Source organism: Primorskyibacter flagellatus (assembly GCF_900176485.1).
In the GTDB taxonomy this organism is placed as follows: Bacteria; Pseudomonadota; Alphaproteobacteria; order Rhodobacterales; family Rhodobacteraceae; genus Primorskyibacter; species Primorskyibacter flagellatus.
In genome coordinates this window covers 87,812-109,230 of sequence record NZ_FWYD01000010.1, presented here as the reverse complement: position 1 = coordinate 109,230, position 21,419 = coordinate 87,812, and the positions used below count along the sequence as shown (strand labels likewise).

The 21,419-nt window shown below is 61.3% G+C and carries 20 protein-coding genes and 1 tRNA gene; 7 read left to right on the top strand and 14 right to left on the bottom strand.

Annotated features, from left to right (window positions below):
- Positions 1-650: 650 nt before the first annotated feature.
- Positions 651-1,445, bottom strand: a complete 795-nt coding sequence (locus B8991_RS13305; RefSeq protein WP_084353479.1) for an NAD-dependent epimerase/dehydratase family protein — start codon at positions 1,443-1,445, stop codon at positions 651-653.
- Positions 1,446-1,541: 96 nt separating this feature from the next.
- Entirely contained in the window at positions 1,542-2,417 is an 876-nt protein-coding gene (locus B8991_RS13300; RefSeq protein WP_084353478.1) for an SMP-30/gluconolactonase/LRE family protein, read from the bottom strand.
- Positions 2,418-2,834: 417 nt separating this feature from the next.
- Here B8991_RS13300 and B8991_RS13295 point away from each other — a divergent pair, with 417 nt between their 5' ends.
- Both B8991_RS13295 and B8991_RS13290 read left to right on the top strand, forming a co-directional pair.
- Entirely contained in the window at positions 2,835-4,067 is a 1,233-nt protein-coding gene (locus tag B8991_RS13295) for an enolase C-terminal domain-like protein (protein ID WP_084353477.1), read from the top strand.
- 73 nt (positions 4,068-4,140) lie between these two features.
- Entirely contained in the window at positions 4,141-5,061 is a 921-nt protein-coding gene (locus B8991_RS13290; RefSeq protein ID WP_143514596.1) for an ornithine cyclodeaminase family protein, read from the top strand.
- A 7-nt stretch (positions 5,062-5,068) separates the two neighbouring features.
- Here the strand turns inward: B8991_RS13290 and B8991_RS13285 are convergent, their stop codons facing one another.
- Genes B8991_RS13285 through B8991_RS13260 form a run of 6 tightly spaced genes read right to left on the bottom strand, consistent with a single transcriptional unit; the run spans position 5,069 to position 9,752 of the window.
- Positions 5,069-6,235 (bottom strand): molybdopterin molybdotransferase MoeA, encoded by a 1,167-nt coding sequence (locus tag B8991_RS13285; RefSeq protein ID WP_084353476.1) that lies wholly within the window; start codon positions 6,233-6,235, stop codon positions 5,069-5,071.
- Complete coding sequence (gene moaC, locus B8991_RS13280) at positions 6,232-6,708, bottom strand: cyclic pyranopterin monophosphate synthase MoaC (protein WP_084353475.1); 477 nt, start codon at positions 6,706-6,708, stop codon at positions 6,232-6,234. The genes B8991_RS13285 and moaC overlap by 4 nt, the downstream gene beginning before the upstream one ends.
- Positions 6,705-7,508: an indole-3-glycerol phosphate synthase TrpC gene (trpC, locus tag B8991_RS13275; protein ID WP_084353474.1), complete on the bottom strand. Its 804-nt coding sequence runs from the start codon at positions 7,506-7,508 to the stop codon at positions 6,705-6,707. The genes moaC and trpC overlap by 4 nt, the downstream gene beginning before the upstream one ends.
- Entirely contained in the window at positions 7,505-8,155 is a 651-nt protein-coding gene (locus tag B8991_RS13270) for a uracil-DNA glycosylase (protein WP_084353473.1), read from the bottom strand. The genes trpC and B8991_RS13270 overlap by 4 nt, the downstream gene beginning before the upstream one ends.
- On the bottom strand, positions 8,155-9,174 hold the full coding sequence (trpD, locus tag B8991_RS13265) for an anthranilate phosphoribosyltransferase (RefSeq protein WP_084353472.1): 1,020 nt from the start codon (positions 9,172-9,174) through the stop codon (positions 8,155-8,157). Before trpD ends, B8991_RS13270 begins: the two co-directional genes overlap by 1 nt.
- Positions 9,171-9,752 carry an anthranilate synthase component II gene (locus B8991_RS13260; RefSeq protein WP_084353471.1) on the bottom strand — a complete coding sequence of 194 codons (582 nt, stop codon included), beginning with the start codon at positions 9,750-9,752 and terminating at the stop codon, positions 9,171-9,173. The genes trpD and B8991_RS13260 overlap by 4 nt, the downstream gene beginning before the upstream one ends.
- A gap of 137 nt (positions 9,753-9,889) precedes the next feature.
- On the opposite strand from B8991_RS13260, the gene B8991_RS13255 reads away from it, so the two are divergent.
- Entirely contained in the window at positions 9,890-11,968 is a 2,079-nt protein-coding gene (locus tag B8991_RS13255; RefSeq protein ID WP_179141493.1) for a divergent polysaccharide deacetylase family protein, read from the top strand.
- A 164-nt stretch (positions 11,969-12,132) separates the two neighbouring features.
- On the opposite strand, the gene trpE is transcribed toward B8991_RS13255, so the two are convergent.
- The 6 genes from trpE to fabI form a co-directional block, all read right to left on the bottom strand.
- Positions 12,133-13,644, bottom strand: coding sequence for an anthranilate synthase component I (gene trpE, locus B8991_RS13250; protein ID WP_084353489.1), 1,512 nt, complete (start codon positions 13,642-13,644; stop codon positions 12,133-12,135).
- 12 nt (positions 13,645-13,656) lie between these two features.
- Positions 13,657-15,504 carry a peptidylprolyl isomerase gene (locus B8991_RS13245; protein ID WP_084353469.1) on the bottom strand — a complete coding sequence of 616 codons (1,848 nt, stop codon included), beginning with the start codon at positions 15,502-15,504 and terminating at the stop codon, positions 13,657-13,659.
- Between the two features lie 75 nt (positions 15,505-15,579).
- Positions 15,580-16,779: an aminotransferase gene (locus tag B8991_RS13240; protein ID WP_084353468.1), complete on the bottom strand. Its 1,200-nt coding sequence runs from the start codon at positions 16,777-16,779 to the stop codon at positions 15,580-15,582.
- Positions 16,780-16,864: 85 nt separating this feature from the next.
- Positions 16,865-17,368 carry a xanthine phosphoribosyltransferase gene (gene gpt / locus B8991_RS13235; protein WP_084353467.1) on the bottom strand — a complete coding sequence of 168 codons (504 nt, stop codon included), beginning with the start codon at positions 17,366-17,368 and terminating at the stop codon, positions 16,865-16,867.
- 13 nt (positions 17,369-17,381) lie between these two features.
- Positions 17,382-17,984: a LysE family translocator gene (locus B8991_RS13230; RefSeq protein WP_084353466.1), complete on the bottom strand. Its 603-nt coding sequence runs from the start codon at positions 17,982-17,984 to the stop codon at positions 17,382-17,384.
- A 6-nt stretch (positions 17,985-17,990) separates the two neighbouring features.
- Positions 17,991-18,797, bottom strand: a complete 807-nt coding sequence (fabI, locus tag B8991_RS13225; protein WP_084353465.1) for an enoyl-ACP reductase FabI — start codon at positions 18,795-18,797, stop codon at positions 17,991-17,993.
- Positions 18,798-18,936: 139 nt separating this feature from the next.
- Here fabI and pdxH point away from each other — a divergent pair, with 139 nt between their 5' ends.
- The 4 genes from pdxH (at position 18,937) to B8991_RS13205 (ending at position 20,816) form a co-directional block, all read left to right on the top strand.
- A complete protein-coding gene (gene pdxH / locus B8991_RS13220; RefSeq protein ID WP_084353464.1) occupies positions 18,937-19,542 on the top strand; it encodes a pyridoxamine 5'-phosphate oxidase in 606 nt (201 codons plus the stop codon).
- A 137-nt stretch (positions 19,543-19,679) separates the two neighbouring features.
- The gene (locus B8991_RS13215) at positions 19,680-20,213 is read left to right on the top strand and encodes a cold-shock protein (protein ID WP_235866629.1); all 534 of its coding nucleotides are present in this window, start codon (positions 19,680-19,682) and stop codon (positions 20,211-20,213) included.
- Entirely contained in the window at positions 20,195-20,665 is a 471-nt protein-coding gene (locus B8991_RS13210; RefSeq protein WP_084353462.1) for a DUF192 domain-containing protein, read from the top strand. The genes B8991_RS13215 and B8991_RS13210 overlap by 19 nt, the downstream gene beginning before the upstream one ends.
- 74 nt (positions 20,666-20,739) lie before the next feature.
- Positions 20,740-20,816, top strand: a tRNA-Pro gene (locus tag B8991_RS13205).
- Positions 20,817-21,419: the final 603 nt, after the last annotated feature.

Below are 21,419 nucleotides of genomic sequence, written 5' to 3'. Positions count from 1 at the left end.
GCCTCCGGATCCGAAACAGACGCCGCATAACGCCGCTCATATCCCGACGCATCAACATGCGCCTTGCCAGACAATTCCGAAGACGGAGGATAGGTTTTGGAAGTTTCGGTTGGGGTCTGTTTGGTCATCAGAGGCTCCTCCCTGAGTGAAGCATTTCGTGGCTCGATCCTGGCCATATTTGCGACCAAAAATCGGGTCTGTCCGTTGCGGTAAATATACCGTGATACGAAAATAATTAAACAAGTATCAGAAAAATAACAGTTTTACTGTAAATTATTTTCATAAGGGCGCACAAATAAGTAAAAATATTTGCCTGACCTCAAGGAAACCCCTGTGAAACAGCACTCTCTTGATTTTGCGTAGTTCAGTGAAAATTAAAGGTAGCGCAATCATTTGGACCGGGATGGTCCATCAGGGGGTGCGGCAAAATGTTTCAGTATGCTGTTGTATGCCGCTAACGCCCACTGATGGACCGCTGCTCAGTGCGTTCAACCTAAGCCTGCGTCGCAGGTGATTCTCCCTCTGCGTTCTCTGCACAATCATTGCGACGTGTGTCGACATGGAAAGACCCAAGAGCCTTCTCGAAAACAATTGTCAAAACGCCTGTGAAAGGGGGCTATGGCGTGGTTTGAAAGCCGGGGAGGGGCGTCCTAGTCTTCGTGGATGCCCTCAGCGGTGAAGATACCGCCCTGGAACCGCACTTCCGGAGTATCCGGAGCGGGCCGCGCATTATTGGCATCAACCGTCGGCCTGTAGTCTTCAGAGTTGTCTTGCGGTTTCCAGCCCAGGTAACCGACTTTGGAGTTATCCCACCAGCCGGCGTCATTGTCAGACGCGCCGTAGATTACCGGGCATCCCAGCTTGGAGGTCGCAAAGGCCCGTTCGATCAGCCGAACGAAATCGTCTTGGCTTAGCCAGGTGGACAGCTGCCTGTGGTCGGAGGGTTCGGGCAAGCAGCTTCCGATGCGCACGATGGCGGTCTCGATCCCGAATTTGTCATGGTACATGTTGGCGAGCGCTTCGCCGAACACTTTGGACACGCCGTAAAGGCTGTCCGGCCGAGGGTAGACATCAGAATCAAGCCGCTCATTTTGCGGATAGTACCCGATTGCGTGGTTGGAACTGGCAAAGACGATCCGATTGCAGCCTTGTTTGCGCGCGGCTTCATAAAGGTTGAAAACTCCGTCAATATTGGCGGAGCTGATCACGTTCCAACTGTCCTCGATGGAGCGCCCACCAAGATGCACAATACCGTCACAGCCTTTGACGAGTGCCTCGACTGCGGCCTTGTCGCTGAGGTTGCAGGGCATCAATTCTTCATTCGGACCTGCTTTGCCCAGATCCGCGATGTCGGACAGGCGCAGCGTATCGGCCAGATACGCCAGTTTGCTGCGCAAGACAGACCCCAACCCTCCTGCCGCGCCGGTGATCAGTAGTCTTTTCATGGCATTGTCCTTCAATTATTTCCTACTGCCCGAAGGCCCGCAACGCAGATCGAAGTTTGCCTGCACGGCTGCGTGGATGCCGCAATCCTTTAAACCTTATCCGGCAAAACGCTTTTGCGGCAGGCCGGTCGCGCCCAAATCGGTGATGGCGAACAGCCCGCCAGCCTGGGGTTGATCCGTACCTTCCGTCAGGTCTGCGCCGATCGAGGTAACAAAAAGGATGTCCAGATCCTTGCCACCGAACATCGGTTTGGTGGGTTTTTCAACCGGCATGTCTATGGTCAGGAGTATCTCGCCCTCGGGAGAGATCCGATAGACCTGCCAACCGCTGACGCCGGCCATCCAGTAACAGCCTTCGGAATCGACCGTGCCGCCATCGGGCCGACCGGCAACGTGGCGTGTGTCGAAGAACACGCGCGCCGGGCCGGGCGTTCCGGTCTGGGTATCGTAGTCGCAGGCCCAGATCGTACGGACCCGCGCATTGCTGTCGGAGAAATACATGGTTTGCCCATCGGGAGAAAAGGCAAGGCCGTTGGTCGTGTAAATGCCGTCTTTCCAAGGATGCACGACGCGGTCTGCATCCAGACAATAAAACTGGCCCATCGGTTGCGGCGCGCCGCCGTCTTTCATCGAACCAGCCCAGAACCGGCCCTGCGCGTCGGTGGCACCGTCGTTGAACCGGTTATCTGGCAGATGTGCTTCGGGGTCAGCGATATGGTCGCGTCGTCCGCTATCGGGGGCGTAAAGCCAGAAGCCCGATTTGGTCGCCAGCACAAGCCCGCCTGCCTCCCGGATTGCCAGACAACCAACCGGTTCGCCAAATTCCTGCGCGGTATTTTCGCGCGTCACGGGGTCATAGCGATGGATCAGCCCGGCGGAGATATCCACCCACCACAGCACCTGTGCGCGGTCGTCCCAGACAGCGCCTTCGCCAATCATGCTGCGGCTGGAGACAACACATTCAATTTGCATGAAAAAGCCTCATTGTGAATACGGTCTTTGGCGAGCCACGCCGCCGGATAAGAAATCATCGTGCCGGACTGCCGAGGACACCTGGCGGTGTTCCCAGAAGTCTTTGATCTTTGCGTTCACCCAGAGATGGCATGCTATACTTCCAAGGACAACTCAGGTTCTCAGCCGTGACCGGGCACCCTGCGAAATGCGCCCACCGCCACTATCCCCAACCGGCGTGCGGCCGGCGCTTGTCTTGACAATTTATCGCATCACGTTCTGCCGGGTGTGGACTCTACCCTCCCTTTGTCGACTATGATGACGCCGACTTGCATTGGGACTGCGTCGACCGCTGAACGATGACGTGACTGACTTGCGCCTCTGCATATGCTGTGGGGGCGGGGCATGACCTGAAACATGTAACAAATAGAGGCTCCCTTGACCGACACCCGCATCGCCGACATTCGCGTCACGCCAATTGCCTTTTCCGATCCGCCGCTGCGCAACAACGCTGGCTGCCACCAGCCCTATGCGTTGCGTTCCATCATCGAGGTAGAGACGGAAGGTGGCATCGTGGGCTTGGGCGAAACGCATGCCGGCAAAGAGCTGCTGGACGGGATGACAGACCTCGCCCCGCGATTGATCGGAATGGATGTGACCGATCTCAACGGGTTGTGGGCACATGCGCGGCGTGCGCTTTGGCCGATGCCCGATCCTCGGGTGCAACTGCGCGTGGTTGCCGGGATCGAGGTTGCGATGTGGGACGCGTATGGCAAGGCCACTGATCGGCGGGTCTGCGACCTGCTGGGCGGGCAAATGCGCAAGACCGCCCCATTCTCGGCCTATCTGTTTTACAAATTCGCCAAGCACGCAGGCAGCGACACCGCCGATATGTGGGGCGAGGTGGCCACGCCTGAACAATTGGTCAACGAGGCCCACACCCTTGTCGATCAACACGGGTTCCGGTCCTTCAAGGTCAAGGCCGGCGTTCTGCCCCCCGACGAAGAAATAGCCGGGCTGGAGGCCTTGCGCGAGGCATTCCCGAATGCGCCGTTACGGCTTGACCCGAATGGTGGCTGGCATCTGCATACCACGCTGGACCTGCTGCCCCGGCTTGACGGGCTGGTGCAGTATCTGGAGGATCCGACGCATGGCATTCCGGCCATGGCAACCGTACAGGCAGCAACGGAGATTCCGCTGGCCACAAGCATGTGCATTACCAGCGACGCAGATTTGCCCGAGGGGATTTCGCGCAAAGCCGCGCAGGTGATCCTGTCTGACCATCATTATTGGGGCGGGCTACAGGCGACGCGGGAATTGGCGCGGATCTGCGCGATCTGGGGTGTCGGGTTGTCGATGCATTCAAACTCGCATTTGGGTATCAGCCTGGCGGCGATGGCGCATCTTGCCGTGTCCTTGCCGCATCTGAGTTATGACTGCGACACGCATTACCCGTGGCAGACGGATGAGGTGATCGAGGGTGGAAAGCTGCGCTTTGACAAGGGAGCGCTGACGCTGCCCGAAGGGCCGGGACTAGGGGTGACGCTGGACCGCGATGCCCTGAAACGGCTGCATCAGAACTATCTCGATTGCGGCTATACAGAGCGTGATGATGCAAGCGAGATGCGCAAACACCGTCCCGACTGGCAATACGCGCATCCGCGTTTCTAACCCCCCCCGTTCGAAAAGGACCGACATGCCAACGGCTTGTGGGCGATACTTGCCGGAACGAAAGACGATACAAATGCAGCACATCACCTATGACGCCGTCAACGCGCATCTGTCCTGGCCGGATGCCATTCAGGCGTTGAAAGAGGGCCACAAAGCGCCAAAACCAGAGCTTGACGATATGTTCCTCGGCCCGTCAGACGCGACCTTGCTGAACAGGGGGGCCTATATCGAAGGCTTGGGTTATGGGGCGAAGGCGGTAACGGTCTTCGGTGCCAACGCACGGCGCGGCTTGCCGACAGTACAAGGCGCAATGTTCTTTTTTGCGCCCGAGGACGGTCAGCTGCGCGCCATCATCGAAAGCCGTCTTGTCACCGAATGGAAGACCGCAGCCGACAGCGTTCTGGGCGCGCGGCTTCTGGCCCGGCCGGACGCCAAGCGGTTGCTGATCGTGGGGGCCGGTACGGTCGCGGCCTCGCTGGTACGCGCCTATTCCGCCGGGTTTTCGGGATTGGACAGTATTCTGGTCTGGGCGCGCCGGGGCGAGCAGGCAGAGGCGCTGGTTGCCAAGATGCAGACGGAAGGATTTGGTGTCGAGGCGGTTCCGGACTTGCAGGCGGCGGCCGGGCAGGCCGACATCATCTCGACCGCCACGATGGCACGCGCGCCTGTATTGCTGGGCGATTGGATCGCGCCGGGCACACATGTCGATCTGATCGGTGCCTTCAAGGCGGATATGCGCGAGGCGGATGATGCGCTGATGCGCAAGGCGAGCGTGTTTGTCGATAATCGCGACACGACCCTGCACCATATCGGCGAGTTGATCATGCCGCTTGCCTCTGGCGCATTGGCCGAAAGCGATGTTCTGGGCGACTTCTATGATCTTGTGGGCGGCGCGCCGGGGCGTACGAATAGCGATCAGATCACCGTGTTCAAAAACGGCGGCGGCGCGCATCTTGACCTGATGATGGCACGCTATATCGCCTCGGTTGCCTGAGGCCGGATCAGAGCGGAATGTACTCCACCGGATCGCCCGCATCGCGCGCCGGATCATGCGGAGGACGCACCAACAACGCGTCTGACAGGCCCAGAACGGACAACAAGGAGCTGTCTTGCCGCTGGTCGGGCAGAATGCCGTTTTCTGTCAGCCGCGCCCGCATGTAATGCTCGCGCGGGCCGTTGGCGGGCTGGGATTGGGCCAGAACGGTTTGCTTGCGCAGGGCTTGCGCGCGGGGCAGGCCTAGCATGGCCCGGATCACCGGGGCCACGAAGACATGTCCGCAAACCATGGCCGAGACGGGATTGCCGGGCAGTCCGATCATCATCGCGCCGTTCAATGTCCCTGCCATCAGCGGTTTGCCGGGCCGCATCGCCACTTTGTAAAACGCGCGGTCCATGCCCAGGTCGCCCGCCACCTTGCCAACCAGATCGTGATCACCAACTGACGCACCACCGATTGTCACCACCAGATCCGCGCCTTGGGCAAGATCAAAGGCGGTGCGCAAGGAGGATTCATCATCGCGTGCCAGCGGCAAAAGCCGGGGCTGCGCGCCCAGATCGCGCAGCAGCGCGTGCAGGCCGAACGTATTGGACGCGATAATCTGATCCGGTCCGGGGATCTCGCCGGGCATCACCAACTCATCGCCCGTGGACAGGATAGCCACCTCAGGCCTGCCGGTCACTGGAACCCGCGCCACATTCATCGAGGCCAGCAATGCGACAAGCGCGGGCGTCAGACGAACGGGCGCGTCGATGGTCTGCCCCACACGAAAGTCACCGCCTTCGCCGCGAATATGCGGTCCCTTGTCCAAACCCTCTGTGACGGTGATGACATCGCCATCGCGCGTCACATCTTCCTGGATCACAATGCGGGTGGCACCTTGGGGGACGGGCGCACCGGTAAAGATACGCACAGCCTCGCCCGGCCCAACCGGGCCGTCATACCTTGACCCGGCCGCCGCTTCACCGATCACTGTAAAGCGGTCGCCGGGGGCTGCCGAGACAACCGCGTAGCCGTCCATCGCAGAGGCCGAAAACGGCGGCTGGTTGCGTGTCGCCGAAACGGCGCGCGCCAAAACCCGACCGTTCGCCTCGATCAAGGGGATCTCTTCAACGGGCAGTGTAGGGGTCAGTGAAAACAGCCGGTCGAGTGCTTCTGAAACGGGAATCATGTCGCCTCAAAACGGCCGGATTTGCCGCCATCTTTCAACATCACGCGGATGCCGCTGATCTGCATTGTCTTGTCCACCGCCTTGGCCATGTCATAGATCGTCAGCGCAGCCGTGCTGACGGCGGTCAGGGCCTCCATCTCTACCCCTGTCTGGCCGGTGGTCTTGACCGTGGCCTCGATCCGCAGGCCGGGCAGATCCGCATCCGGCGTGATCTCGACCGCGACCTTGGTCACGGGCAGGGGGTGGCACAGCGGGATCAGTTCAGGCGTTTTCTTGGCACCCATGATGCCCGCCAGCCGGGCCACGCCGATCACATCGCCTTTTTTGGCGCGGCCTTCGGTGATGATGTCAAATGTTTCGCGAGCCATCAGCACATGGCCCTCGGCCACGGCCACACGCGCCGTCACAGCCTTGTCGGAGACATCAACCATATGGGCATCGCCCTTGGCGTCGAAATGCGTCAGGCCACTCATGCCGATACCGGATCTGACAGAAGCTGCCGGGTCGCGGTCGCCACATCCGCCTGCCGCATCAGGCTTTCGCCGATCAGGAAGGTGCGGGCCCCGTAGGAGGCCATATCGGCCAGATCGTCGCGCGTGTTCAGACCGGATTCAGAGATCAACAGGCGATTGTGCGGCACGCGTTTGGAAAGCGTGCGCGTGGTGTCCAGCGAGGTCTCGAAGGTCTTGAGGTTGCGGTTGTTCACCCCGATCAGCGCCGATTTCAGCCGTAGCGCGCGGTCCAGTTCCGGCCCGTCATGCACCTCGATCAGCGCATCCATGCCCCAGCGATGCGCCGCGTCCTCGAGTTCTGCTGCTTGCGCGTCGGAGACGCTGGCCATGATGATCAGGATGCAATCGGCGTGCAGCGCGCGGGCCTCGGCGACCTGATAGGTGTCATACATGAAATCCTTGCGCAGCGCGGGCAGCGACGTGGCGCTGCGGGCCTCGGTCAGGAAAGTCTTGGCACCTTGAAAGCTGGGTGTGTCAGTCAGGACGGACAGACAAGTGGCACCGCCATCCTCATAGGCGCGGGCCAGCGTGGCGGGGTGGAAGTCCTCCCGGATCAACCCCTTGGAGGGCGAGGCTTTCTTGACCTCGGCGATCAGGCCATAGCCTGTCGCGGCCGCCGTGCGCAGCGCCTCGGCAAACGGGCGCACGGACGGTGCTGCGCGGGCGGCGTCCTCGACCGCGCCAAGCGGCGTGGCAGCCTTGTCGGCGGCGACTTCCTCCAGCTTGTAGGCTTTGATCTTGTCGAGGATTGTCAGGGTCATGGCGTCGTCCAATTGATCTGTGTCTCGCCCCTTGCCTTAAGCCAGTCGTTGACTTGGGAAAAGGGGCGCGAGCCGAAAAAGCCGCGGTAAGCAGACAATGGCGAAGGATGGGCGCTGCTGAGGATAAGATGGTCGGGGCCTTCAATATGCCGGGCGTATTTCTGCGCCGGTCCCCCCCAAAGCAGAAAGGCGCGGGGGCGGTCCGACAATGCCGTCAGCACTTCCTTGGTCAACCTGTTCCAGCCAAGCTTCGCATGCCCCTTGGCCGCCCCTTCTGGCACCGTCAGCGCGGTGTTGAGCAAGAGAACGCCCTGATCGGCCCAGTCTGACAGGTTGGTCTGTGTTCGTGTGAGGTCCAGATCGTCATGCAACTCTTTGAAAATATTTTCAAGACTGTCCAGACGTCCGCCAAAGTCGTCGGGGATGGAAAAGGCCAGCCCGTCCGCCTTGCCGTTGGTGTGATAGGGATCCTGTCCGAGGATGACCACCTTGGTGTTGTCCGGCGAGCATAGGTCCAACGCCCGGAAAACCTGCTGATCCGGCGGATAAATCGGGCGGGTTTCGGCCTCCAGCCTGGTGACGATCCCAGGCAGGGTGTCGGCGAAGAAGGGCAGATGCGCCCATGCCTCTGGCACCGTCAAAGCCATCACGCGGCTTGGGTGATGCGGGCCAGCGCCTCGATCCGGGCTTTCGCGGCACCGCTGTCGATACTCTCGCAGGCCATGGCCACGCCTTCGCGCAGGTCGTTCGCCTTGCCAGCCACGACCAGCGCACCCGCCGCGTTCAGCAGCACCGCGTCGCGGTAGCCCGAGGGCGCACCGTCCAGCAGCGCGCGGAAGGCCGCGCCGTTTTCTTCGGGTGTGCCACCGATGATGTCCTCGAACGGATGCACGGGCAGGCCCGCATCCTCGGGATGCAGTTCCGATTCGCGGATCGTGCCGTCTTCTTCCAGCGCGGCCACCCAACTGACGCCGGCGATGGTCAGCTCGTCCGTCCCGTCAGAGCCATGCACCAGCCAGGCGCGTTCGGACCCCAGCTTGCCCAGCGTCTCCGCCATCGGGCGGATCAGATCGCGGGTGAAAGCCCCGGTCAACTGGCGTTTCACGCCTGCCGGGTTGGTCAGCGGCCCGAGAATGTTGAACATCGTGCGGGTGCCAAGCTCGGCCCGGACAGGGCCGACATGGGCCATGGCGGGGTGATGCATGGGTGCCATCATAAAGCAGATGCCCGCTTCTTTCAGAGCTTTTTCAACCGTTTCCACGCCGATCATCACGTTGATGCCCATCTGGCCCAACGCGTCCGCCGCGCCCGATTTCGACGACAGGTTGCGGTTGCCATGCTTGGCGACCACGACACCGGCACCGGCCACAACAAAGGCCGTCGCGGTCGATATGTTCAGCGTGCCCTTGCCGTCGCCCCCGGTGCCGACGATGTCTATTGCCCCTTCGGGCGCACGAACCTTGTGGCATTTGGCGCGCATGACGGCGGCGGCGGCGGCATATTCCTCGACCGTTTCGCCGCGTGTGCGCAGGGCCATCAGCAGCCCGCCGATCTGGGCCGGGGTGGCTTCGCCCTCGAACAGGATCTCGAAGGCCTGATGCGCCTCTGCGGCGGTCAGGGCGCGATCCGGGGCGGCCCCGATCAGGGGCTTGAGCGCATCACTCATGCGGGCACCTTCATTTCCTTCACGAAGTTTTGCAGCAGGGCGTGGCCATGTTCGGATGCGATCGATTCCGGGTGGAATTGCACGCCGTGGATTGGCAGGGTCTTGTGTTGCAGGCCCATGATGGTGCCATCCTCCAGCTCTGCCGTGATTTCCAACGCGTCGGGCAACGTGTCCCGATCCACCACCAGCGAATGATAACGCGTGGCGTCAAAGGGCGAGGGCAGGCCCGCGAACACGCCCTTGCCCGCATGTTGCATTGCACCCATCTTGCCATGCACGATCTCGTGGCAGCGCACGACCTGACCGCCAAACGCCTGCCCGATGGATTGGTGGCCAAGGCAAACCCCCATCAAAGGTGTGCGGGTTTCCGCCGCCGCCAGCACCATCGACAAGCAGATCCCCGCCTGATCAGGTGTTCCGGGGCCGGGAGACAGCAGGATGCCGGCCGGTTTCAGCGCCATGGCCTGCTGCACATCCAGCGCGTCGTTGCGCCAGACCTTCACATCCGCGCCCAATTCGCCCAGATAGTGGACGAGGTTATAAGTGAAGCTGTCGTAGTTATCGATGAGCATCAGCATGGGTCGATTTCCCTGTCTGGGGCTGGTGGCCGGGGCCTTGGTCGCGGTATACATGCTCTGGCTTGGCAGGCAGCGTCAAGGGCTTGGCACGTCGCAGGCACATGTGCGGCCATGAAGGACAACGAGAGGGCAGTAAAGTGGCAAAGGGTTTTCTCTCCGGAGCAGTGTTTGGCACCGTGACCGCCGTCGCCGGGGCAGGCGTCTTGTCGTTGGCTGTCGGAATGCCGCAATCGCAACGCCCAGAGGTTGTCGCCGTCGAGGTCCCTGCCGGGTCCGCCTTTGACGATGTCCGCGACGACCGTGCCGCCACGCGCCCTGCGTCAGAGACAAGTGGCCCGGCCGGAGAAGCCCCCCGGATCACTGCGCCGGTGCCGGATGATCTGGCGCGGCTTGCCGATGCCGACACGACGCCGGTGGCGGCGCCTTCGCCGGATATGGGCGCGAATGCGATGACCGCGCCTGATGCCGGGGTATCAAGCGGTGCTGTGACAGTGCAGTCCGAAACGCCGGCCCCGGTCGCCGTGGAGCCATCGGGCGCGCCCGCGACACCTGAGGCAGAGACGCGCCTGACGGTATCCACCGAACCCGCGGATCCTCCGGCACCACCGGTGGAGGAACGCCTGAACGGTCTTACCCCGCCTGATGACGCGCCTGATGATGACGTGTTCGTCCAAAGCATGCGGGCAGAGGCGGTCAGCGGTGGACCGGTGCCACAACCCTGGCGCCCGGACGCCGGTGTCGCGATGTTTGACGCGCCAGCCCAGCCCGCGCCACCTACGGCCGAGGATACCACGCCGCCGACGGCAATCGACACGCCCCGGGCAGCCACGGTCAGCGGCCTTTCCGAGCCATCTGCCCCGGCACCGTTCGTGATTCAGAACGATCCTGGGTTGGCGCGGGATAGAGCCGATGATGCGCCGGCTGGTCGTGACATGTCTGGTGCGAGGGATGCAACCGATGGCTCCCGGTCCGAAGCTGAAGAGCCTGCGGATGCGCCCGTCCTGACGGACACGCCGGAAGTCGCTGGCGCAGAAAAAAGACAATCATCAGACATTGTTACTGCCGAAGGAGAGACTGCTCGATCTGTTCCCGATGATGGCAACGAACAGCCCGCAGACCGCGAGAGCACTGCTGACACTGTAGCGCCGGCAACTGGTGGCGGTGGCGATGTTGGGCCTGGTTCCGACGATGGTGCGGATGCGGGGTCTGACGAAGCGGACGACATGGACTCTGTCGAAGCGACCCCGACGGCTGACAGCGGCCCATCGGATGAACCGCCGGCAATCACGATGTCGGACGCACAGCAAGACGAGGGGCCAGAGCCAGCCGATGCAGATCGCGATGAGGCCAGCGCAGACACCGGCGCTGAGGCAAATGTGAACCTGGGTGCTGATGAGCCGAGCATGGCACCTCCAGAGGAAATGATTGCTGAGAGCACCCCCGTGATTGGCAGTCAGCCAGTCCGAACCACTGCGCCCGACGCAAGCGCAGAGTTTCCCGGCAACGCGGTGGCTCTGGCGGAACTGTCGCCGCTTGAACGTTTCGGCGCTCCCTTCCAGCCTGCGGGCGAAAAGCCGTTGTTGTCGGTGATCCTGATCGATGATGGAACAGGCCCGCTTGGGCCGGACGCCATTGACGGCTTTCCCTTTGCGGTGACCTTTGCACTTGATGCCGCCAGCCCCGATGCGCGGCAGCGGATGACGCTTTACCGAGAAAAGGGCTACGAGGTCATGGCACTTGCCGATCTGCCGCAAGAGGCTGGCGGCAATGCGGCAGAGGACGCCCTGGACGCGCTGTTGAATGATCTCCCGGAAGTGGTGGCCGTGCTTGAGGGCGATCAGGCCGGCCTTCAGGGGGCGCGGGCAATTTCTGATCAGGTGACGCAGACAGTCCGGCAAAGCGGTCACGGGCTGGTCATGCGGCCCAATGGTCAGAACTCTGCGCAAACGCTCGCCGCGCAACAGGGCGTGCCCGCCGCAACAGCGTTTCGGGATCTTGACGGGCAGGGACAGGGCCAGACCGTGATCCGAAGGTTCCTCGATCAGGCGACGACGCGGGCAACCTCGCGCGCAGGCCGGGAACAGCCGATCATTCTGCTTGGTCGCCTGCGTGCGGAAACGCTGGCATCGCTGATGCTCTGGGGGATGCAGGACCAGACCAAGGATGCCGTCGACATCGTACCGATTTCGTCTTTTCTGTTGCAGACGGCGGACTGACACATCGTCGCCAATGACGATTTTTTGCGCGGCTTTCCACCAAGACAGCGCTTTCCCCGTCCCTTCATGCGCAACACTGGAAGGCCCGGTCAGCTCTGCTGACCGGGCCTTCGGGCGACGCCGTAGGTGGCGCAATCCTTGGCCGAATGGGCCTATCTATCGGATCAGAGGTTGCCGGACCCGGTAAAGCGCGCGGCATCTTCCGCGGCCATGCGAATGGCGTTGGATTTATGTACCGTCTCCTGATACTCGGCTTCCGGGTCGCTGTCATAGACCACGCCGCCGCCGGCCTGGATATACAGCTTTTCGTCCTTCACCACGGCCGTGCGCAGGGCGATGCACATATCCATGTCGCCGCCCGCGCTGAAATAGCCGACACCACCGCCGTAGACACCGCGTTTTTCCGGCTCCAACTCGTCGATGATCTCCATCGCGCGCACTTTCGGCGCGCCGGACACGGTGCCCGCAGGCAGCCCCGCCAACAGGGCCGACAGCGCGTCGTGATCGTCGTCCAACTCTCCCACCACGTTCGAGACGATATGCATGACGTGGCTGTAGCGTTCGATGATGAATTTTTCGGTGGGGGTCACGGTGCCGATCTTCGACACGCGGCCGGTATCGTTGCGGCCCAGATCAAGCAGCATCAGATGCTCGGCCAGTTCTTTTTTGTCCGCCAGCAGATCGGCCTCCAGCGCCTTGTCCTCGGCGGGGGTGGCACCGCGTTTGCGCGTGCCTGCAATCGGGCGGATTGTCACTTCCCGACCAAAGACCCGCACAAGGATTTCCGGCGACGCGCCGATCACCTGAAAATCGCCGAAGTTGAAATAGAACATGAAGGGCGACGGATTCGTGCGACGCAGCGACCGGTAAAGCGAGAAGGGCGGAAGCGGGAAATCCTGCGTCCAGCGTTGCGCGGGCACGACCTGAAAAATATCGCCTGCGCGGATGTAATCCTTGGCCTTTTCGACTGCGGCCTTATAGGCATCCTTGGTGAAATTCGACACCGGATCGGCCGTCTGCCCAGCCTCGCCAAGATCGCGGCTGGCCTGCGGCATGGCACGTTCCAGATCGCGCACCGCGTCCATCACGCGCTCTGCGGCCTGCGCATAAGCCGCGCGTGCCGACAGGCCTTCACGGGTCCAGGCGGGGGCCACGACCGTGACCTCGCCCTTGACGCCATCCAGAACCGCAACGACAGAGGGACGCATCAGCAGAGCATCAGGCAGGCCCAGCGTGTCGGGATTGACGTTCGGCAAATGCTCGACCAGCCGGATCATATCGTACCCGAGATAGCCGAACAGTCCGGCCGCTGCCTGTGGCAAATCGGTGGGCAGGTCTATCCGGCTTTCGGCGATCAGCGCGCGCAGCGTGTCCAGCGGATGGCCGTCCAGCGGGGTAAAGCTCTCGCGGTCGAAGCGCGCTTGCCGGTTGATGCTGCTGTGTTCGCCGTCGCAGCGCCAGATCAGGTCAGGTTTCATGCCGATCATCGAATAGCGGCCGCGCACCTCGCCGCCAGTCACCGATTCCAGCATGAACGCGTCCCGCGCCGCGCCTGTCAGCTTCAGCATCAGCGACACAGGTGTGTCCAGATCAGCCGCCAGACGGGCATGCACAATCTGGTTTTGCCCGGCATCATAGGCGCGGGCAAAAGTTTCAAAGTCGGGGGTCAGTTGCACCATTCTCGAACCTTACTGGAATTGCGCGTGAACCGCGTTGATCGCTTGCTGGTTCAGTTCCAGCCCGATGCGCGACTGGATGTCCGTCGCCATGGCGCGGAACAGATCCTGCGAGATTGACGCCCCGGCCTGCTCGCGCAACGTTGTCACCAGTTCCTGCGCATCGGCGCTGTCGCTATCGGCGGCCGAGATTTGGTCCAGACGCACCAGCAGCACGTTGTTCGATGCCGTCACGGCGCGCGCCTCGCCCGGTGCCATGTCGAACACCGCCAGCAGTACCTCTGGCGGCACACCGCCTGCAAAATCGCCGCGTGTCGCGCCAGCCTCGGATCTGGGGTCAAGCCCGAGGGTCTCAAAAGTGCTGTCCCCGGCCAATTGTCCGGCCATCTCGTCGGCTTTTGCGGCCAGCGTTTCCGTCCGGGTTTGCGTTAGCCAATCTTCTGCAACCTGATCTCGGACCTCGTCAAACGGCTGGGCCTGCGCTGCAATCTCGGAATCAAGCCGCATGGCGTAAATGCCGCCATCGCCCAGCAGGTCCATTTCCGGGAAGTCGTCGGCGCTGAGCGCGGTCGCGGCGCTGCGGAACGCTTCGTATCCGGTGATTTCATCCTCGGCCTGTCCGCGCCACTCGACTTGGCCAAGCTGCATATCGGTCGCCTCTGCGATCTGTTCCAGCGTTTCGCCGCCAGCCAGTCGGTCATCCAGATCCTGCATTTGAGCTTCGATCGCACGGCGGGCATTGTCCAGCGCAAGATCGTCGCGCAATGCGGCTTGTGCATCCTCAAAAGAGGTCACCTGCGCGGGCAGAACGCCGTTCACACGAAACAGGGCCGGACCAAGGTTGGAGGCGAAGGGGCCGACGATATCGCCAACCTCAGCGCCGAATACGGCCTCGCCAGCAGTGCCCAGTTCGTTCTGGGCCACATCGCCCATATCGACATCGGCCAGTGCCAGGCCCCGGTTCTCTACCAGTGTTTCGAATTGCGTGGTGCCCGCATCCAGACTGTCGCGCGCGGCTTGTGCGGCGGCGTCATCGGCAAAGACCAGACGCTCGGTCAGGCGACGTTCTGGCTGGTTGAATTCCGCATCGCGACGCTCATAGGAGGCGCGCAGATCGTCTTCGGACACCTCGACGCTGTCGATGATCATTTCGGGCGTGAGCCAAGCATAGGTGATCGCCTTGGCTGCAGCTTCGGTGTAAAGCGCGATATTCTCGTCATACCAGGTCTTCAGCTCCTCCTCGGACGGGTCTGGCAGATCGGTGGCCAGCAGCGCAGGATCGACCGGCGCCCAAGTAAAATCACGGGTCTCGCCGGCATAGGCGACAATCGCGTCGGCATAGGCGTCAGGGATCGTGTTGCCGGACAGCACCGCGGCTTGCAGCATGGTGCGGGCGGTCTCATCGCGCAGTTGTTCTTCGAACTGCGCCTCTGTCAGCCCGGCATTCTGAATGGCAAAGCGGTAGGCTTCGCGGTCAAAACTGCCATCAGCACCCTGAAACGCTGAAATCTCGCGCAATTGCCGCGCCACGATTTCGTCGCTGACAGAAATGCCAAGCCGCGACGTTTCGGCGTCCAGCGCGCGTTCTGTTACCAGTCGTGACAGCACGGCGCGGTCCACACCCGCCGCCTGGGCATCGGCAAAGGTCAAGGCAGAGCCGCGTTCAGCCTCAATCGCGCGGATTTCGTTTTGCAGCGCGCGCGCATAGGTGTTGACGTCGATTTCCTTGTCACCGACAGAGCCGACCGATCGCACGGTGCCGCTGAAATTGATCGCGCCAAAGCCCATGAGGCCGACGATCAGCAGACCCATCAGGATCCAGACCAGCGTTTTTCCGACGCTCTTCACCGGTGAAGCCATGATTTTCCCTTGCCTGTTCGTGCCGTGTCAGTTGATGCGGTGTCTTTTAAGCGGTCCGGCCGCTGCTGCGGATGTCTACGCTGCACCGCCGGTTGGGGCAAGGGGCAGCGAAAGCGTCTCCAGCCGTTCGAAAAGCGTCGCGATCCCGACCACATCGACATTGGCGAAGGCCACGCGAATATGCCGCGCGCCAGTGGCATCATCGCGCGGCGTGAACATCGTGGCGGGCAGGGCGAGGACATGCGCCTGACGCACCAGAAGCGGTGCAAGCGCGTCGGCGGACATGGCGAAAGGATGTTCCAGATACGCGAAATAGGCACCGACACCGCGCAGGTGCCAGCCCTGCGGCTCCAGCCGCGGAAAGCCGGTTTCAATCGCCGCGCGCCGGGACAGGATCTCGGCCCGTTCGCCCGCCAGCCATTGCGTGAGGTTCTGCAATCCCCAAAGGGCGGCACGCTGACCAAGTTGCGACGGGCAGATTGTGACCGCGTCGATGAATTTTTCGACCTCTTCCAGACGCTCGGGCGAGGTCATCACCGCCCCCACGCGATGGCCGGTCAAACGAAAGGACTTGGAAAAGGAATAGAGCACAATGACCGTGTCGGCCCAGTCCGGATCATGCAGAAGGTCATGCGGCGCGCCACTGCGGCTGTCGAAATCGCGGTAGGTCTCGTCAAGGATCAGCTGGATTCCGGCGTCGCGCGCCAGATCGCGAAAGGCGTGGATCACCTCGGCCGGATACTCGACCCCTGTGGGGTTGTTTGGGCTGACCAACGCAATCGCCCGCGTGCGGGGCGTGATCAGTGCGGCGGCGGCTTGCGGGTCGGGGACAAGATCCGGCCCGGTGGAAAGCGGCACCGCCCGCACGCCCGACATATCCAGCCACATCTTGTGATTGAAATACCACGGCACCGGCAGGATCACCTCGTCGCCTTCACCGCAAAGCGAGGCGATGATGGCCGCGAAGGCCTGATTGCAGCCAGAGGTGATGCCCACCTGTTCCGGCAGAACGGTGCCGCCGTACCAGTCCGACCAGCGCGCCGCCAGTTCCGAGCGCAAGGCAGGCAAGCCCAGGTCGGGACCGTAAAGATGGGTGGCCGTGTCCTCCAGCGCTTCGGCCATCGCGCGGCGTAGCGCTTGCGGCGGCGGGGCCACGGGGGCTGCCTGGCTGACATTGATCAGCGGGCGGTCGGCTGGAAAGCTGACCCCGTTGAGCCATGCCCGCGCCGCCATGATCGGCGGGCGAAAGGTGGCGGCGGTGCGTGGCGTCGTCATCGACCATCCCTGTGGTTAACGGCGTTTGCGGACAACAAGGCTTCCGCGTTGTTCGAAGCTTGCATGTTACCCGCGATGCATAGCCTTAATCCGTGCCGCGATAAGGTTCCACATATTGCAGGGCCATGTCCCAGGGGAAGAAGATCCAGGTGTCCTGACTGACCTCGGTGATAAAGCTGTCGACCTGCGGGCGGCCCTGCGGCTTGGCGTAAACGGTGGCGATATGCGCCTTTGGCATATGCTGGCGCACGACTTCCAGCGTGCGGCCTGTATCGACCAGATCATCCACCACCAGCACACCGGTGCCGTCGCCGATCAGATCCATGTCGGGCGACTTGATGACCTGCGGCTTGCTTTGCGTTTGGTGGTTGTAGCTTTTGATGCTGATCGTGTCGACGGTGCGGATGTCCAACTCGCGTGCGACGATCATCGCGGGGGCCATGCCGCCGCGCGTGATTGCCACCACGGCGCGCCACCCCCCGTCCGCAGGGCCGTTGCCATCCAGTCGCCATGCCAGCGCGCGGGCATCGCGGTGAAGCTGGTCCCAGCTGACGTGAAACCCTTTTTCATGCGGCAGTTGGTTGGTCATTAAGAACTCCTGATTAGCGGCTGAGCAGCAGGCGCAGGCCAAGCAGGCCCATGACACCGGCCGCAATACGGTCGAAAATAAACTTGGCGCGCAGGTAGCCTGCGCTGATGCGGCGGGTGCTGAGCAGCATGACAAGGACAGACCCTACCAGAAACTCCACGCCGAGGTGATTGAACACAATCAGTCCCTTATCCCCGACGCTAAGCCCGGCGGGAAAGATCACCACCAGCACGGCTGCCGAAAACAGCACCGATTTGGGGTTGGAAAGATTGACCAACATGCCGCCCAGAAACGCTCGGGCAGGCGGGGTGGGGGCGTCGGCCAACGGGTCGCGCGCATGACGCCATGTCGTCCAGGCGATATGGATCAGGTAGAACGCCCCCACAAGCTTGCAGGCCGTATAGGCCCAGGGCACGATCTGAAAAACCGCGTCCAGTCCCAACAGCGCCAGCAGAGTCCATGTCGCCGCCATCACCCCCAGACCCCATGCCGTGAAAAGCCCCACACGCCTGCCATGCGCCAGCGTGTTGCGGATGGTATACAACATCGCGGGGCCGGGACTGGCGATTGCCGCCAGCAGGGTCACGTTGAAGGCGATCACATGGGCGAGGTCCATCGCGCCTTAGCCCTTGGTGATGTCAGGCGCATCCACGGCCTTCATGCCCACGACATGATAACCGGCATCCACATGATGCGTCTCGCCAGTCACGCCTGCGCCCAGATCGGACAGCAGATAAAGCGCCGAGTTGCCGACATCCTGAATTGTCACATTGCGGCGCAGGGGCGAGTTATATTCGTTCCACTTCATGATGTAGCGGAAATCGCCGATACCCGACGCCGCCAGCGTCTTGATCGGGCCGGCAGAGATCGCGTTGACACGGATATTGTCCTTGCCCAGATCCTCGGCCAGATAACGGACCGATGCCTCAAGCGCGGCCTTGGCCACGCCCATGACATTGTAATGCGGCATCACGCGTTCGGCCCCGTAATAGGTCAGCGTCAGGCAGGAACCGCCCGTTTTCATCATCTTCTCGGCGCGTTTCACCACCGAGGTGAAAGAATAGACGGAGATGTCCATTGTCATCGCAAAGTTGTCGCGGCTGGTGTCCACATAACGCCCGCGCAACTCTGTCTTGTCGGAAAAGCCGATGGCGTGGACGATGAAGTCCATATTATCCCAATGCTCTTGCAGACCGTCGAAAAGCGCATCCACCGATGCCTCGTCGCCGACATCGCAGGGCAGGACGATATTGCTGCCCAAAGATGCCGCCAGCGGATCGACGCGCTTCTTCAGTGCTTCACCCTGATAGGAAAAGGCAAGCTCTGCGCCGGCATCGCCAAGCGCCTTTGCGATACCCCATGCGATTGACTTGTCATTGGCCAATCCCATGATCAAACCGCGCTTGCCGGCCATTAGTTGATTAGACATAAGGATCCCTTCGCCCGAAACTTCTTGCAAAACCGTTTAGGGGATAGGCCGGTTGTCGGCAAGCCTCGGGCCGCGTATGGCAGCTTTGGTGTATCATAGACGTGCTTATTGACACCTACCTGCGACCGAAAGGATTCCCATGACCGACCGTAGTGGCATCTTCGCCGGAGACGACCCTTTTGTAATTGCGCAATCCTGGCTGGACGAGGCCAGAACGCAGGAAATCAATGACCCGGATGCCATGGCGCTGGCGACTGTGGATGTGAACGGGCTGCCCAACGTCCGCATGGTCCTGCTGAAAGAGATCGAGGCGGCGGCCTTTGTCTTCTACACCAATTACGAAAGCGCCAAGGCCCGTGAGATCACCGATACGGGCAAGGCGGCCTTTGTCATGCATTGGAAATCCCTGCGCCGACAGGTCCGTGTGCGTGGGCTGGTCACGCGCGAAGACGGGCCGCAAGCGGATGTCTATTATAAATCCCGATCGCTCAAAAGCCGCCTTGGTGCCTGGGCATCGCAGCAATCGCGCCCACTGGACAGTCGCGCGACCCTGATGGCCGAGGTTGCCAAGGTCACTGCGCGCAAAGGCACCAATCCGGACCGCCCGCCATTCTGGGGCGGCTTCCGGATCGCGCCGCTGGAGATCGAGTTCTGGGCTGACGGGGCGTTTCGTCTGCATGATCGGTTTCGCTGGCATCGCAGCGATGTCTTGGATGCATGGCAGGTCGTTCGGCTCAACCCCTGACGCGGATTCGCGACAACTCTGCCAAGCTTTGAAACGTTTGCAGTTCGCGTCACATGAACTGCAATTAGGCCGGATATTCTAGGTTTTTTGGTTGCATTGATCAAGCCTGTGTCGCAAGACGTATGTGGGGACAAGGAATGGTTATTAACTTGGAAATGGATATGGCACCCGGCGAATACGTGCAGGGGAAGGTCAAGTGGTTCGATCCGGCAAAGGGATTCGGCTTCGTTATTGCTGACGAAGGTGGTCCGGACATACTGCTGCATGCAAACGTGCTTCGCAATTTCGGGCAAAGCTCCGTTGCGGATGGCGCGCGCGTGGAAATCGCCGTGCAGCGCACGGATCGCGGTGTGCAGGCGACCGAAGTTCTGGGGATCGTTCCGCCACTTGGTGCCGAAGGATTGCCGCTTGCCGATTTCGAGGAGATCGACCCGGAAATCATCGCGAATGCGCCGCTTTTGCCCGCGCGGGTCAAATGGTTCGACAAGGCGAAAGGCTTTGGTTTTGCGAATGTCTTCGCGCGGCCCGAGGATGTCTTTATACATGTCGAGGTGCTTAGACGATCCGGCCTGTCCGACCTTCAGCCGGGCGAGGCGCTGGCAATCCGCATGATCGATGGCAAACGTGGTTTGATGGCGACGGAGGTTTGTTCTTGGGAAACCGCAGTTTAGGTCTGGCTCTGGCTTTTACGATTGCCGCAGGGCAGGCTGGGGCTGCATGCCGTGATGATCGCGTATCGTTGCGCGGTGACTGGGGCAGCGCACAGTTCTCTGTCGAGGTTGCCGATGATGGCCAAGAGCGTGCGAAAGGCCTGATGCACCGTTCGGAGATGCCCAAGAGCGCGGGCATGCTGTTTGTCTATGACACGCCGCGATCGGTTGCCTTCTGGATGCGCAACACGCTTATCCCATTGGACATGATTTTTGCGGATGCCAGCGGCGTGGTGCAAAAAGTGCATTCCAACGCCGTTCCCCTTGACGAGACCGCGATTCCCGGTGGCGACAACATCCAGTATGTCCTGGAAATCAATGGCGGACTGGCAGACGCGATGGGCATCACAGCGGGCAGTCAAATGCAGCATCCGGCCGTTGGAGCGGCGGCTGCGTGGCGCTGCGACCGATAAATATCAACTTCCTGCCGAAATGCGTCAGAATCGGCTTTTCAATCGCGGCAGTCACGTCTATTGAGGCCGCTGTTCGGGGCGTAGCGCAGCCTGGTAGCGCGACGGTTTTGGGTACCGTAGGTCGCAAGTTCGAATCTTGCCGTCCCGACCACTTTCCCAGGTTTTCAAACAATTCTGTATGAAGTGATCCTGCCCCAGGCCGGTCGTTTTGTTCTGTTCAATGTCACGAATAGGATGCGTAACGGCGGTTCTTTGGGGTTCGGCGTTTCGGGAACCATAATCATCTGTTGATTGTCTGCGCGGACCATCGCGACCACCACATATATGTAGGGTTGCGATTTCATCGCTACATCTCGACCATTCCTGAGGCGGGGACATGGCCGCTTTGTTCCGACGGTCTGCCGTGTTCTTTGCGCCACGCCATGCGGGAGCGGCACGGCGCGATTTTAAATTAATATACGTTAACAAAACCTAAACGATGGATGAGTGTAATTCATTAAGTATCTGTAACTAAATAGAAAAATGCCATTATAGGGGGTGTTTTGCTTGTGGATATGTCTGGGGGCGACTCGTCGTGTTCGACGCGAAGATGCGTCAACCCAAAAGAAGCCATGAAAAGGCCAATAAATCCGTTGACGGGCTATGCCTAAATACGTCAGATTGTGTAAGTCAGTCGTTGAGCCACAATATGTAGTGGCGGGCAGGCGGGATCAGAAGGCGAAAGCGCCTTGATCGGGACACATGAAACGAACAG